Consider the following 14,240-nt stretch of genomic DNA (forward strand, 5'->3'; position numbering starts at 1 on the left):
ACTATTTACGCTTTCATATACCCTAAAAGAATACCACCTAGAATAACAAAAATGCAACCAAAAATAACATAAAACATTTCTTTTTTTGATTTTCTTTCGCCTAAAAGGAAGATGCCCCCAAGAGTCGAAATAATAATCCCCATTTGTGATAAAGAGAAGCTAATAGCTAAGCCAATTTCACGCATGGTTAATAACATACAAATATTTCCTAAGCCCCAAAGCAGACCCGTCGTCATATTCATCCAAACAAAACGATCAACTTTGACTTTTTTGAAGGCAAAGAAACTAGCCCCCACTAACATACCAATACTTTGTGGCAAAATAATTCCCCACGGATCTAAACCAGTGGCATTAATAATGATGGTATAGACACCATACCCAACTGTTGAGAAAATCAAGGCCCGAATCCCTTTATTAAAATCTAACATACTGTTTGAGGTTTTCGGTTGACTATCATCATCTTGTCGAGCTGTTAAATACACCCCAAAAACTAAAAAGGCTAAAGCGATAAAGCCCACAACAAAGTCTTTTGTTTTTGTCCATTCATGGAAAAAAACAGCCCCTGCAACGGTATTAACAACTAACTGCATCCCAGTTGAAATTGGTAAGCCAACTGAAACGCCCATATATTTCATGCTATGAAATTGTTGATTCTGTCCCAAACTCCAGAATAAACCAGATATAAATCCAACAATTAATGTGGCTGTCGTCAACGTAGGCTGGATAACAAAAAAGACAACAATTGAAAATAGTAACGCGCCGATTGTCATACCTAACGTTTGTTGATTGGCGCTTCCACCAATTTTACCGCTGACTAAACCAATACTGCCCCACGCAATCATGGGCACTAAAGCGATAAGTAAACTCATAATATTCTCCTAACAAATTTATTTCATTTCATTCTAACAATAAAAACGTTTTCTAAACAACTAAGAAGAGTAAGAGAAGTTAGCAAGAAAGTTTTAATAAATAAAAAAAGGCCTATCACCTCTTTAATTTGCTGATAGACCTACTTTTTATTTCACTTCATTATAATAACTGAGGGAAGGAAAAAACAATGTCATCGTCGTACCTTGCCCCTCTGTCGACTCAACTGTTAAATCATGACCTAACTTTTTCGCTAAGCTATGGGCCAAATACAGGCCTAGACCAGTCGAATGCTGTTCACTTTTTCGCCCGTTTTCACCAGTAAATCCTTTATCAAAAATGCGTCGTTGATCTTGCGTCGGAATGCCAATTCCAGAATCTTTTAAAGATAAATAAACACCTTGTTTATTTTTGGAAATTAGGACCGTAATCGTGCCACCTTCTGGCGTATACTTGACTGCATTACTTAATAATTGGCGGAAAATAAAAATGACCCATTTTCGGTCGGTTAAAACCGCTTCATCTTCTCCTTCAATTGAGAACTGCAATCTTTTTTGGATAAAATAATTTGCTTGCGTACGAACAACAGATTGCACAATTTCTTTTAAAGAATATTCTTGGAGTAAATAATCTCGAGAAAAGCTATCCAGTCTAGCATAATATAGGACTTGCTCGACATATTCATCAATTTTCCCTAACTCATTTTCCAATAGATAATATTTTTTCTCTGGAATATCATCTTCGACAGATTGTACCAGTAAAGTGATAGCCGCTAGGGGGACTTTGATTTCATGAACCCAAGAGTCAATGTAATCTTTTTGGTCCTGTTGGTTGTTAATTGCTTGTTGCATGGTTTGTTGGTGCTCTTGCAATAAACCGTTAATATACGTTTGGACAAGTAGTTCTTCTTCTTTTTCTGCTGTATTCAAATATTCTTGTAAAGAAGGCGGCTCTTTTTCCGTTGCCAACGAAAGCCACCACTTACGTTTTAAATAATAATCAATTGTTAAAAATAGCGATAAAAAAACACTTTGCAGTAAAAAGATATAGCCAACCACTGTCCAATCTAAGCGGACATTAGGAGCCAACCATAAAATAAAACAAGTTAAGAACAGAAAAAATAACCAACCAATTAGTAATAACCAGCGATCTTTTAAATACTTTAGAATGGTCATTGTCTACTCCTATCTAGGGCACCATATAACCGACGCCCACTTTGGTTTCAATATAGCCAGCAATGCCTGCTTGCTCAATTTTTTTTCGTAAACGATTGATATTTACCGTCAACGTATTGTCATCCACAAAACGTTCATCGTCCCATAAAGCGCGCAATAGTTTTTCACGTGTTAAAATTTTTCCGTGCTTTTTCATTAAAAGATACAGTAATCGGTATTCATTTTTACTTAAATCGATCATTTCGCCTTTGATTTCCATCCGTCCATTGTCCACATTTAAAGTAATGCCATTATGTGAAAGCACTTCACTATCCGTATCGGAATAGTTATAAGAGCGGCGCAACAAAGCATTGATTTTAGCAATTAAAACATCTATCTGGAACGGTTTTGTAACAAAATCATCCGCGCCCATGTTCATCGCCATAATCATATCCATATTGGTACTACGACTCGAAATAAAAATAATTGGTACTTTAGAAACTTCACGAATTTTTTGACACCAATAGTACCCATCGTACACAGGTAAATTAATATCCATCAAGACTAATTGGGGATTCTCCTCTTGAAAATCATCCAATACATCATTAAAATCGGTTGTTCCAATCGTTTCAAATTGCCATTTTTGTAATTCCTCGCTAATTAATTCTCGAATGGTTGTTTCATCTTCGACAATCATGATTTTAGCCATGCAATCCCACCTCTTTTATTTCTAAATTTTCATCTTTCTTATCCTAACAAACTTCATTCTTTTTGGATATAGGACTTTATGATGATTTTTACACTATTTCAAAAATAGGCGCTAATAATTCCCATTCTGATAACATGATGAATTTACCAACAAAAGCAAAAATACCATCTAATAATAACACAGACATATTAATTCCTAATACAATAGAAGCTTTTTCGACAATTGGCATGGACTTTTTATTTTTCAAAATAAGATATAAAACAAAGTTCGTTCCATAAGTAAAAACTGTTAACAACACAATTAACTCAATCATTTTACCACTTCCTATTTTGGACTTTTCATTTTTCCTTCAATAATTTACTACTCTTAATTATAGCATAATCTTATAAAAAAATCGGCAGAGTCCTAACCATTAAGTAAACAACAAAATAGAAGTAGCCTCTTTGGAACTCGCAAGAATCGAGCCTTTTTTAAGAGTTGAAGGTCTCAATCATTAAAAGACAAGTCCTTCAACTCTAGTATGTTCCATGCATAGGAATTGATACCAACGTACCAAAGTGTAGTGGATCAAACAACCTCAGTTTTTCTAATGATTATATTTGTCATACACTTCTTTTAACTGGTTTAAATCTATTTTTTTCATTTGGTACAATTTTTTGGTCACTTCATTTGCTCTAGCTGGATTTGAGTCAGATAGATAACGTTTCAGTTCAGGATTGCCTGTTTGCCAACTGACTCCAAATTGATCTTCCATCCAGCCACACGGCCATTCTTTCCCTTTAGCAGTCACTTGTTGCCATAGCCGATCTATTTCCTCCTGATTTTCACAATCAATATAAATGGAGAAAGCCATGGTAAAATCAAAATCATGTTTATCTCGTGCATCCATTACTCGAAACGGTTGCTCCTGTAATGTGAAAAGTGCTTGCGCAACGTTCCCATCTTCATATTCAACTTTTTCAATTATTTCGCCTGGACCGAAAATCGCCAACCATTCTGATAGAGCTTTGGCTGCTTCGCCATATTTTTCATTAGCAAACATAAAGGTTGGTACAATTGTTTGTTCTTTTCCTGAAAAAGACACTTGCCAAGAGACACCAAATTTGTCCACTACCCAGCCATATAAAGGACTAAAAGGATATTCCCCAAAAGGCATCAATATCTGTCCATCTGCTGTTAAATTTTTCCACAACGTTTCTGTTTGTGATAATGTTTTACATTCAACAAAAAATGAACTAGCTGGCGTAAAGGAAAATTCTGGTCCGCCATTTAAACCAATGATTGTTTGGTTCGCCAAGGTAAATTCAATGGTCATTAATGATGTTCCTTGAGGTTGATGCTCCTCATTAACGTAGTTCGTTTTACTTAGAATCGCACCTTTTTCAAAGATTGTTGTATAGAAGTTAGCAGCTTCTTCCGCTTGTGTGTCAAACCATAAACAAGGTGAAAATTTAGGCATTGTGGTTCCCTCCTTCGTTTTCTTTAGTGTAGTCAAAGATTGATAAATAAACAAAGAGAACGTTTTAGTATTTATTCATTTCCTTCTGATAGAATCGATAAATTGCTTGTTTTACTTCTTGAAGCAAGGAGGATTTTAAATGTCCCCGTGTCAAAAAATAAAAGGAACGCCAATACTTTTCACCTAACGTTTGGAAAGGAATTTTTTCAGTAATCGCTTTTCTTGAAAGCAACGATTGCCCCATACCCAATTCCAACATTTTAACAATCATTTCATTATTTTTAACCGTCATGAGTGTTGGGCTTTGATTACTTTCTTCTAAATACTGTTGGGTATAATGAAAGACCCCAGAATCCTTTTCACGTACCAACCAATTCTGATTGGCAGGGTCCCCAGCTAAAACCAATTGATCCTGAATAATTTCTTCACGAGTTGCTCCTTTCGTAATTAATGGTTTTTCGATAAAGCCAAAATCAACTTGATGTTTTTCAACTTTTTCCACTACTTCTTCTGAATTGTTCATTTCTAAAACAAAATTGATTGTTGCATACTGTGTCTGCAAATGCTGCATCAGTTGCGGCAAATAATAAACTGCAAAAGTATTAGACGCAGCAATTCGGCAAGTTTCTTTAGGTAATCTCGCCTGATGAAGAGCTGTTAATGTTTCTTGCCAATCATCAGCTAAATTTAGCAAACGATTATATAAGACTTCCGCTTGCCTAGTAGGGACTACATCTTGTCGACCATTTCTTAAAAACAATGAACAGCCTAATTCTTCTTCTAATTGTTTGATTTGATTAGAAACGGCTGGTTGTGAGATATATAGGCAGGTAGCTGCTTTGGAAAAGTTCATTTGCTCATACACAATTTGAAAAGTCTTTAATAATTTAAACATAGGCATCCTTTCGATAACTTTCTATTATAAATATTATTTTAACTATTTATTTCTCAAATGTAAAAAATTTCGTTATACTGGAAGTAATGAACAAGAAAGAGAGATTTTTTCAATGAAAAATTCAGAAAATGATTATATCCAATCTTTATTACAAATTCTTCCTGGCTTGCTAACAGCTTTCCTTGTCGCCTGCCTTAGCAAGTTTCTTGCCATCTGGTTACCTAGCTTAGGCGCCGCAACGATCGCTATTTTACTAGGAATCTTTTTGGGAAATACCTTTGTTCGCGGTGCCAATTTAAATCGCGGAACCAAAGTAGCCGAAAGTAAATTACTAGAATTTTCTGTTGTTTTATTGGGAACCACCGTGACCTTTCAAACGATTGCCCAAATTGGCTTACAAGGTGTCGCATTTATTCTCATTCAAATGTCGCTGACCATTATTTTTGCCTATTTGATCGGTAAAAAACTGGCTTTTTCTGATAATATGTCTTTATTGATGGCTGGTGGTAATGCCGTTTGTGGATCCTCTGCCATTGCCTCGATTGCTCCAGCAATTCAAGCAGACGAGGAAGAAAAAGGCCAAATCATTACTTTAGTAAACTTATTAGGAACCGTTTTAATGTTGACCTTACCCATTTTTAGTGGGATTCTCTATGGTACCAATTTGTTGGCTCGTAGTGCACTAATCGGAGGGACTTTACAATCAGTTGGTCAGGTTGTCGCCAGTGCCAATATGGTCAATGAGAACGCAGTTCAACTTGCGATGCTCTTTAAAATTATGCGGATTGTCCTACTCGTAGCAGTTGTCTATTTATTTGGACGTTTCAAGCAAAGTAAGACGGCAGAATCAGAGGCTGAGTTGGTAGAAGTCACCAAAAAAAGTAGCGCCCTACCTTGGTATGTAGTTGGCTTTTTCATTGCCTGTGTCTTTAATAGTTTGATTCATTTCCCCGTCGTGATCAGTGAGACTGCTCATTTCTTTAGTTCTTGGTTTGAAATTACTGCCTTGGCAGCAATCGGGTTACGACTCGATTTTAAAAAGTTTTTCCAAGAAGGCAAACGTTTCTTAATCTATGGTTTATCAGTAGGAACTGTTCAAGTCGTCCTAGCCATTTTGTTGTTGGCACTGTTACAGTTCTAATAAAAAAGTTTGACGTTAATACGTCAAACTTTTTTATTTCAGCTTATTCATGCTATTATGAATAAGGTTTTATTAACTTAAAGGAGTTTTTCGATGTTATTTAGTATTAAAAAAAGCGAATGGTTAGGCAATGAACGAAATGATCTATTTGCCGGTCTCGTTTCTTCTGTCGCCATTTTACCAGAAGTAATCGGGTTTGCGATTATTGCTGGTGTTCACCCGCTTTCTGCAGTGTTTGCTTCAGCAGTTACTTTACTTGTAATTACTTTTACGGGCGGCCGTCCGGCAATGGTTTCGGCGTCTGCTGGTTCAATGGCCTTAGTCCTTGCAGGCTTAATTCAAGCACATGGTTTGTCATACATGCTTGCTGCGACTATTTTAACAGGCTTTCTGCAATTTATTTTAGGTTATTTAGGTATCCATAAATTGATGCGCTTTATTCCCAAGACAGTGATGTACGGATTCGTCAATGCGTTAGCTATTTTAATTTTCATGGCGCAAGTACAACAATTGCCTCATCAAACACTGTGGTCCTACGGCATGATTATCTGTAGTATCTTACTTATTTATCTATTACCTAAGTTTATTACAATTGTGCCTCCTGCGTTAATTGTTATTTTATTCATGACTATCCTGTCCTATTTTTTAAAAGGTCATTTACAAACGGTAGGTGATCTTGGTGAAATGAGTCAGTTTCATCCAGCGATCCGTTGGCCTAATGTACCCGTCAACTTAGAAACGTTGTGGATTATTTTACCTAGTTCTGTTGCCTTAGCAATGGTCGGGTTAATTGAATCTTTATTGACGATCCCCATTGTGGACAAAATGACAGCGAGCCAAAGTGATAGCCAGCGAGAAGTTAAGGCGCAAGGATTCGCTAATATAATTACCGGCTTTTTTGGTGGCCAAGCTGGCTGTGCGATGATCGGGCAAGCGGTCATTAATGTTAAATCTGGAGGACGAAAACGGCTTTCTACTTTGATTTCAGGTATTACCCTCCTTCTATTCATTTTTGTTTTTAAATCCGTGATGGTAGCCATTCCTACAGCTGCATTGATTGGGATCATGATGACAGTGGCAGTCGACACCTTTGATTGGGAAAGTTTACAGCTTTTCCGAACTTTTGAAATTACTGAAATTGTTATTTTACTCGTGACAGTTGGTGTGATCGTCTATACGCATAATTTAGCGATTGGAATTATTCTAGGTGTTCTTTTAAGTGGTCTTCTTTATCATTTTTTCAAAAAAGAACCAAAAAAAAGTTGCTAGCTTTAGCAACTTTTTTTATTTTTCCCAATATTTCTTCAACGCTTCTTTTTCTATTTTCTTAATGAACGCATCTTTGCCATCCATATATTTATCAATGCTATCGGGGTGTGCTTGGGCCAATTGCTTTTTTAATGTACCATAGGTTGTAGCAATTGCCGGATTTTCTCGTAAATAATTTCGAAAAGCAAGATGGCGCAAAATTTCTTGCGTATTGTCAAACTGATAAATATGCACATGATGTGTTCTTTTTATCGGGCCTTTTCGTAAATAACGACGTCCTGATAGTCCAAATTCCCCCATATATTCATAACCGATTCTTTCAAATTCCCCTTGTAGCAGGTCTACTTTTTCAATTTCTTCAACAATGACCAAAAAATCAATAATTGGTTTGGCTGCTAAATTAGGCACAGATGTGCTACCGATATGTTCAACTTTAAGACAATTTTCCTTTAGAATCTGTTTCAACGCTTGGGCTTCTTCTTCAAACTGTTCCACCCAGGCTGGTTGGTATTCAGTAACGATTACCCGCATGATTTCTTCCCTCTTTTCTATATCCGTTTCATATGTAAAATAGGAAACGGATTTCCTTGAGGATCTTCCTTTGATTCACCAATTACTTGAAACCCTTGAGATTGATAGAACTTCACAGCCCCTTCATTTTGTTTATTGGCATCAACAAAGACAATTGATTCTTGCTCTATTAACTTTTTGATAATTTCTCCACCATAGCCTTTACGAAAATAGACTGGGTCAATAAATAACATTTCCAACGTTTGTTGATTTGTTCCACTAAAGCCCACACATTTCTGTTCTTCATTTAACCACATACTTAATTGAACTTGTTGAAAATAATCAGGTAAAACTACTTCGATTTTATCAATATCTGCCTGACTCAAAAACAAATGGGTAGCTTCTACTGAAGAACGCCATAGAGAAATTAATTGAGGATAATCGTTTTTTTTTACTTCTTTTTGGTTCAGCATTTTTAATTCCTCCCTATCTAATAAACAAAGTATACCACATTTTGTCTCTCTCAATTCCATAAAAAATAGTCAAATCAACCGTGTTTTTTCTGTCGATTTGACTGTCTCTCTCTATTAACTCTGATGGCTAAACAAGTAAACTAATCAAAGCCACGATAGCTAAACCGCCTTGTGTTAAAATGATTTTTTTATCACTAGTTAAGCTACCGTACGCCGCCACTAAAATAATATAAATCAATAAAAATTTTGTCATCTCCATCGTTGCTTGCGCAAAATAGACACTATAAATAAGTCCTGCACCGATTAGTCCATTATAGATTCCTTGATTTTTAAACAATGTAGTGACTGATTTTCTTTGTAACTCTTGCTTATCCATTTTAAAAACACGGCTTGTTGTCTCAGATGTTGGTACAATCGTTTCTAAATACATAATGTAGAAAAATTCTACAGCCACCAAGGTTACTAAAATTGTTGAAATTAATGTCATCTGCTCCCTCCTCCCATTCCTTTGAACGAAGTAATTTTATGTAATTTTTGCTATGATGTAAATAGATATGCCTAGCCTTAACGAAAGGAAGAAACCTATGACTTTTCAAGAAACTATTAGCGCCTATATCCAAGAACGTTATCAGATAACGCCCGATTTTCCTTTTAAAAAACACCCAGACTATCTCGTCTTTCGTCATCCTAGAAATGCGAAATGGTTTGCTTTAATTATGCCACTGGATGCACAACTGCTCGGCGCTACCGAGAATAAGCAGCTCACTATTTTAACCGTTAAACTTGCGCCTGAATTGATTGCCTTATTAAAGAACCAACCTGGCTATTTTCCTGCCTATCATATGAATAAAGAGCATTGGTTAAGTCTTTCTGAAGAAATTCCGCTCTCACAAGTTTTTTCATTTATAGATGAAAGTTACCAACGGAGTTATTAAAAAAACACCCTACTCAAGGAGTAGGGTGTGAAAGATTATTTAAGCTTATTTGCTTAAAGCGTCTTTTGCTTGTTCAGCTAACGCTGTAAATGCTGCTGCATCGTTAACGGCTAAGTCAGCTAACATTTTGCGGTTGATATCAATCTCTGCCAATTTCAAACCGTGCATTAATTTAGAATAGCTTAAGCCATTCATGCGAGCTGCCGCGTTGATACGTGCAATCCATAATTTACGGAAGTCACGTTTCTTTTGACGACGGTCTCTGAATGCATAGTAATAAGAGTTCATTACTTGTTCTTTTGCTGATTTAAATAAAGTATGTTTTGATCCGTAGTAGCCTTTCGCTAACTTAAGGACTTTTTTACGACGTTTACGGGTTACTGTTCCACCTTTAACACGTGCCATGTTGAATTCCTCCTAATATCTTGTTTCTCTTGACGGTAATCTAAAAGTCACCGAGTTGTTTTATTTCATTCTTGCTAATTGTTGGCGGATACGTTTGTAATCGCCTTTTGCAACCATGCTTGCTTTACGCAATTGACGGCGTTGTTTTTTAGTTTTACCGTGGAAACGGTGAGATGTAAAGGCACGGCCACGTTTTAAGCCGCCTCCACCAGTACGTTTTACACGTTTTGCTAATCCGCGGTGTGTTTTTTGTTTTGGCATGACTAATTTTCCTCCTCAAAATCTTTGCTTCAAGTGAAAGACTCTAACAGTCACAACTGTCGAATATCCTTCTTGTAGAAATTACCAAAAGTCCGAATGCTCGGTCTCTTCGTTTACTTGTCGTTTTTCGGTGCCAGCGTTAGAAACATGCTGCGTCCGTCCATTTTCGCTTTTTGTTCCACTGTGGCGATGTCCGCAGTTTCTTCAGCTAAGCGATCAAGAACTTTCTGACCAATCTCTTTATGGGTAATGGCACGGCCTTTGAAACGGATAGAAGCTTTCACTTTGTCTCCTTTTTCTAAGAACTTACGCGCATTACGAAGTTTTGTATTGAAGTCATTTACGTCAATTGTTGGACTTAAACGAACTTCTTTGACGTTGATCACTTTTTGTTTCTTGCGAGCTTCACGCTCTTTCTTTTGTTGTTCGAAACGGAATTTTCCATAATCCATAATTCGCGCAACTGGTGGTTTCGCTCCTGGCGCTACAAGTACTAAATCCAAGTTTGCAGATTCAGCGATTTGTAATGCTTCTGCTTTGGTTTTTACACCTAATTGTTCACCATCTTGTCCGATCAAACGTAACTCGCGTGCACGAATGCCGTCGTTAACCATCATATCCTTTGCTATGGTCATTCACCTCCAAAATTTTTAAGAGAAAATCCTAACGGAAGTCTGCTTTGTTTGCTAAATGCAATAAAAAAACAGGTTCCTATCCAGAACCCGCCAACAGTCTGCCTTACTTAAAAAAATAAGGAATACTTTATCTAGCCCAGCGATATACTCAACTAAGGCGAGAAGCGGGTGCTTCTGCTTTCATTTCTCAACTTCACTAGTTTACCTTAGTTTATCCTAGTTGTCAATATATTTCCTCAAAAAAAAACGAATCTAGCACTAGATTCGTTTGAACTCGTATTTTGATCATTAATAATTAGTGGACTGTCCCAATGTGACTTCCTAGAAACAAATGGTTCAACACATGGTGTACATTTTCTATCCCCTAGGCGATCCCTGTAGTCCCTACAGTTCTTCTATTTATAAGGTTTCTCGTTTAGACAAGCCACGTTCTAAGATTTTTTGGCTTTTAAGATACTCTGAATTTTCTGTACTTTCAGAAAAAGACAACTCTGTTTCTATCTCCTCTGACTCAATACAAATGAGTTCTTTGCCATACCATTGTGCTTTATACAACAGTTTAGCTAAAAATAAAGACCAAGCCAGTTCAGAACGATCATGTTTTGGCGGCCGCTCATTACTGTGATGGGCTTTTTCAATACAAATAACATCGTAACTTGAAACCAATTCCGTTGTAATTTTGTTTAAAATATCCGTTCGTTGGTTGGCTATTTTTTCGCGAATTTTTGCGACTTTTATTTTTTGTTTTTGATAATTTTTTGCTTGCGAAAGATCGACACCTTTTTCTAAAGCAATCATTTTACGCTTGTTTAATTTTCGTTCTTCTTGACGTAGTTTTTGCTTTAAATGCTTTGAACAATAGCTTTTTTCGAAGCTTTCACCATTCGAAAGCAGCGCAAATTTTTCCCTACTGCTACAAATTCCCACCATTTTTTGTTGCTTTGTTTTCGTTTCAATCGGCGCTTCACACAAAATGGAAACATAATAATTGTGACTCGCACTCATAGAAATAGTTACAGATTTTATCTCCCCCAGCGGTTGGCGATGTACCTTCATTTTAATTAAAGATTTCAATTTAGGTACTTTCAAATAACGATTATCCAAAATTTTGACCGTGCCATGTTGATTGTTCGTAGTGTAGGAATGCACCGTTTCTTTCTTTTTCTTTTTTGGAAAGCCCATCCCTTTTTCCCGATAAAAATTTTTAAAGGCTCGATCCAAATAAACTTGTGCATTTGCCAAGGCTAAACTATCAACTTCTCTGAGGACAGGGTATTGTTTCTTATATTTAGCTGGCGTTGGCATTTTAAACGTTTGTTGAGGATTTTTTCGCATCTCTTTGTAGATATCAATCCGGTCTTGTAACATTAAATTATACACCAAGCGAACACAAGAAAATGTTTTTTGAATAAACTCTTCTTGTTTTGAGGTTGGATAAAGTCTGTATTTATAAGCTTTCAGAGCCTTCATCTCATAACCACCCTACCAAGATAGTTAGAAAAGAAGCTGGTTATAAACCAGCTTTTCTTTTCTTCTCTTCAATTTTTTCACGGTACATTGCAACTTCGTCTTCAGCACAATAAACATAGTGTCCATTGAGAATTTCACGGAGCTCACGATCTTTCCCATCTGCCGCTGCAGGCTGGTAAACGATCCGTTTACGTGTGCGTTCATAGTCTGGATCTGGTAATGGAATCGCAGAAAGTAAACTTTCTGTATAAGGATGAACGCCGAAATTATAGACATCATCACTTGTGCCCATTTCCAATAATTTCCCACTGTGCATTACGCCAATTCGGTCACTGATATGTTTTACCATCGATAAGTCATGTGCGATAAACAAGTAAGTTAAGCCTTGTTCTTTTTGTAAATCTTGTAATAAGTTTACTACTTGGGCTTGAATCGACACATCCAAAGCCGAAATTGGCTCATCACAGATAATAAAACGTGGATTAACCGCTAAAGCACGAGCAATCCCAATCCGTTGACGTTGCCCACCAGAAAACTCATGAGGATAACGCGTACTGTGACTTGGATTTAAGCCCACCGTTTTTAAAAGTTCATTGACTTTTTCTTCCCGCTCTTTTGGTGTTTTAGCTAATCCATTGACATCGATTCCTTCAGCAATAATATCATTGACTTTCATTCTTGGATTCAATGAAGCATATGGATCTTGGAAGATCATTTGAACATCGCGGCGGAATGCTTGCATGTCCGCTTTTGATTTAATTTTGCTAATGTCTTTTCCATCGAAAAGAATTTCACCAGCAGTTGGATCATATAAACGAATGACACTGCGACCAGTTGTTGATTTTCCACTTCCTGATTCGCCAACTAATCCAAAGGTTTCGCCTTCAAAAATATGAAAACTAATGTCATCAATGGCTTTTACTTCGTCTTTACGACCAACATTGAAATACTGTTTCAAACCAGTGACTTCTAATAGGACTTTTTTCTCTTCTGCCATTAATTACTACCTCCTGGATTTTTTTGACGCTCTGCATAAATTGCCCAACGACGAACAATCTCTGCTGGAGGCGTAACTTTTGGTGCTTGTGGTGCTAATAACCACGTTGCTGCTTTGTGGGTTGGTGATACTTCAAAATAAGGTGGTTCTTTTTCTGTATCAATTTTTAAAGCAAACTCATTCCGTGGATAGAAGGCATCTCCAGTTGGTGGATCTAATAAATCTGGAGGTGAACCTGGAATCGCATAAAGTTTGTCTTCTGTTCCTTCCATCGTTGGCATTGACCCTAAAAGTCCCCAAGTATATGGATGTTGTGGATTATAGAAAATTTCTTCTGCTGTTCCCACTTCAACCAGACGTCCACCGTACATGACAGCGACACGGTCAGCCACGTTTGCTACTACCCCTAAATCATGGGTAATGAAAATAATCGAAGTGCTAATTTTTTCTTGTAAATCTTTTAATAACTCTAAAATTTGTGCTTGGATGGTTACATCCAACGCTGTAGTTGGTTCATCTGCAATTAGAACTTCTGGATAACAAATTAAAGCAATTGCAATGACAATCCGTTGACGTTGTCCACCAGAAAATTGGTGCGGATAGTTTTTCAAACGTTTTTCAGCATTAGGAATGCCGACTAATTTTAGTAATTCTAATGCTTGCGCTAAGCCTTCTTTTTTTGAGACTTTATTATGTTTGATTAATGATTCCGCCACTTGTTTGCCAATTGGCATCGTTGGGTCTAATGAAGTCATCGGATCTTGGAAAATCATTGCGATTTCTTTACCACGAATGGCTTGCATTTGTTTTTCTGTTTTATGAACAATATCTTGTCCTTTAAACAAAATTTCCCCGTTATCAATATTGGCATTACTGCTCAACAAACGCATAATACTGCGGGTTGTAACAGATTTACCACTCCCTGATTCACCTACGATGGCTAACGTTTCACCTTTATAAAGATCAAAACTCACACCACGAATGGCGTTGACTTTACCTGCAAACGTATCAAAGGAGATTCTTAAGTCTTTAACTTCTAATACTTTTTCCATAGTCATTC

At 36.8% G+C, this 14,240-nt stretch carries 18 protein-coding genes and 1 other annotated feature; of the genes, 3 read left to right on the top strand and 15 right to left on the bottom strand.

Features of this window, described 5'->3' with window-relative positions; translation table 11 throughout:
* Positions 1-5: 5 nt before the first annotated feature.
* The 6 genes from AB3I34_RS05260 to AB3I34_RS05285 form a co-directional block, all read right to left on the bottom strand.
* Complete coding sequence (locus tag AB3I34_RS05260; protein ID WP_002355811.1) at positions 6-869, bottom strand: GRP family sugar transporter; 864 nt, start codon at positions 867-869, stop codon at positions 6-8.
* A gap of 147 nt (positions 870-1,016) precedes the next feature.
* Positions 1,017-2,042 carry a HAMP domain-containing sensor histidine kinase gene (locus tag AB3I34_RS05265; RefSeq protein WP_002355810.1) on the bottom strand — a complete coding sequence of 342 codons (1,026 nt, stop codon included), beginning with the start codon at positions 2,040-2,042 and terminating at the stop codon, positions 1,017-1,019.
* A gap of 13 nt (positions 2,043-2,055) precedes the next feature.
* Entirely contained in the window at positions 2,056-2,730 is a 675-nt protein-coding gene (locus tag AB3I34_RS05270; RefSeq protein ID WP_002355809.1) for a response regulator transcription factor, read from the bottom strand.
* Between the two features lie 88 nt (positions 2,731-2,818).
* A complete protein-coding gene (locus tag AB3I34_RS05275; protein ID WP_002355808.1) occupies positions 2,819-3,043 on the bottom strand; it encodes a hypothetical protein in 225 nt (74 codons plus the stop codon).
* A gap of 273 nt (positions 3,044-3,316) precedes the next feature.
* Positions 3,317-4,189, bottom strand: coding sequence for a VOC family protein (locus AB3I34_RS05280; RefSeq protein WP_002366300.1), 873 nt, complete (start codon positions 4,187-4,189; stop codon positions 3,317-3,319).
* A gap of 64 nt (positions 4,190-4,253) precedes the next feature.
* Positions 4,254-5,084, bottom strand: a complete 831-nt coding sequence (locus tag AB3I34_RS05285) for a LysR family transcriptional regulator (protein ID WP_002376106.1) — start codon at positions 5,082-5,084, stop codon at positions 4,254-4,256.
* Positions 5,085-5,196: 112 nt separating this feature from the next.
* Between AB3I34_RS05285 and AB3I34_RS05290 the strand changes: the two genes are divergently transcribed.
* Together AB3I34_RS05290 and AB3I34_RS05295 are read left to right on the top strand one after the other, a co-directional pair.
* Positions 5,197-6,225, top strand: coding sequence for a YeiH family protein (locus AB3I34_RS05290; protein ID WP_010712090.1), 1,029 nt, complete (start codon positions 5,197-5,199; stop codon positions 6,223-6,225).
* Between the two features lie 93 nt (positions 6,226-6,318).
* Positions 6,319-7,494, top strand: coding sequence for a SulP family inorganic anion transporter (locus tag AB3I34_RS05295; RefSeq protein ID WP_002380126.1), 1,176 nt, complete (start codon positions 6,319-6,321; stop codon positions 7,492-7,494).
* Positions 7,495-7,509: 15 nt separating this feature from the next.
* Here the strand turns inward: AB3I34_RS05295 and AB3I34_RS05300 are convergent, their stop codons facing one another.
* The 3 genes from AB3I34_RS05300 to AB3I34_RS05310 form a co-directional block, all read right to left on the bottom strand.
* Complete coding sequence (locus AB3I34_RS05300) at positions 7,510-8,025, bottom strand: GrpB family protein (RefSeq protein ID WP_002361365.1); 516 nt, start codon at positions 8,023-8,025, stop codon at positions 7,510-7,512.
* A gap of 17 nt (positions 8,026-8,042) precedes the next feature.
* Positions 8,043-8,537, bottom strand: coding sequence for a GNAT family N-acetyltransferase (locus AB3I34_RS05305; RefSeq protein ID WP_002383352.1), 495 nt, complete (start codon positions 8,535-8,537; stop codon positions 8,043-8,045).
* Between the two features lie 67 nt (positions 8,538-8,604).
* Entirely contained in the window at positions 8,605-8,964 is a 360-nt protein-coding gene (locus AB3I34_RS05310) for a DUF1304 domain-containing protein (protein WP_002358829.1), read from the bottom strand.
* Between the two features lie 67 nt (positions 8,965-9,031).
* Here AB3I34_RS05310 and AB3I34_RS05315 point away from each other — a divergent pair, with 67 nt between their 5' ends.
* Complete coding sequence (locus AB3I34_RS05315; RefSeq protein WP_002385048.1) at positions 9,032-9,412, top strand: MmcQ/YjbR family DNA-binding protein; 381 nt, start codon at positions 9,032-9,034, stop codon at positions 9,410-9,412.
* Positions 9,413-9,457: 45 nt separating this feature from the next.
* Here the strand turns inward: AB3I34_RS05315 and rplT are convergent, their stop codons facing one another.
* The 6 genes from rplT to opp1D all read right to left on the bottom strand — a co-directional run bounded on the left by rplT (position 9,458) and on the right by opp1D (position 14,238).
* Positions 9,458-9,817 carry a 50S ribosomal protein L20 gene (rplT, locus tag AB3I34_RS05320; RefSeq protein WP_002355799.1) on the bottom strand — a complete coding sequence of 120 codons (360 nt, stop codon included), beginning with the start codon at positions 9,815-9,817 and terminating at the stop codon, positions 9,458-9,460.
* A gap of 60 nt (positions 9,818-9,877) precedes the next feature.
* Complete coding sequence (gene rpmI / locus AB3I34_RS05325) at positions 9,878-10,078, bottom strand: 50S ribosomal protein L35 (RefSeq protein ID WP_002355798.1); 201 nt, start codon at positions 10,076-10,078, stop codon at positions 9,878-9,880.
* 113 nt (positions 10,079-10,191) lie between these two features.
* Positions 10,192-10,713: a translation initiation factor IF-3 gene (gene infC, locus AB3I34_RS05330; RefSeq protein WP_002355797.1), complete on the bottom strand. Its 522-nt coding sequence runs from the start codon at positions 10,711-10,713 to the stop codon at positions 10,192-10,194.
* Between the two features lie 54 nt (positions 10,714-10,767).
* Positions 10,768-10,899 (bottom strand) — a sequence feature (ribosomal protein L20 leader region).
* A 213-nt stretch (positions 10,900-11,112) separates the two neighbouring features.
* A complete protein-coding gene (locus tag AB3I34_RS05335; protein ID WP_047649243.1) occupies positions 11,113-12,183 on the bottom strand; it encodes an RNA-guided endonuclease TnpB family protein in 1,071 nt (356 codons plus the stop codon).
* Positions 12,184-12,223: 40 nt separating this feature from the next.
* Positions 12,224-13,180, bottom strand: a complete 957-nt coding sequence (gene opp1F / locus AB3I34_RS05340) for an oligopeptide ABC transporter ATP-binding protein Opp1F (protein WP_002361357.1) — start codon at positions 13,178-13,180, stop codon at positions 12,224-12,226.
* Entirely contained in the window at positions 13,180-14,238 is a 1,059-nt protein-coding gene (gene opp1D, locus AB3I34_RS05345) for an oligopeptide ABC transporter ATP-binding protein Opp1D (RefSeq protein ID WP_002355794.1), read from the bottom strand. The genes opp1F and opp1D overlap by 1 nt, the downstream gene beginning before the upstream one ends.
* Positions 14,239-14,240: the final 2 nt, after the last annotated feature.

Source organism: Enterococcus sp. C102(2024) (assembly GCF_040888205.1).
GTDB classification, from domain to species: domain Bacteria; phylum Bacillota; class Bacilli; order Lactobacillales; family Enterococcaceae; genus Enterococcus; species Enterococcus faecalis.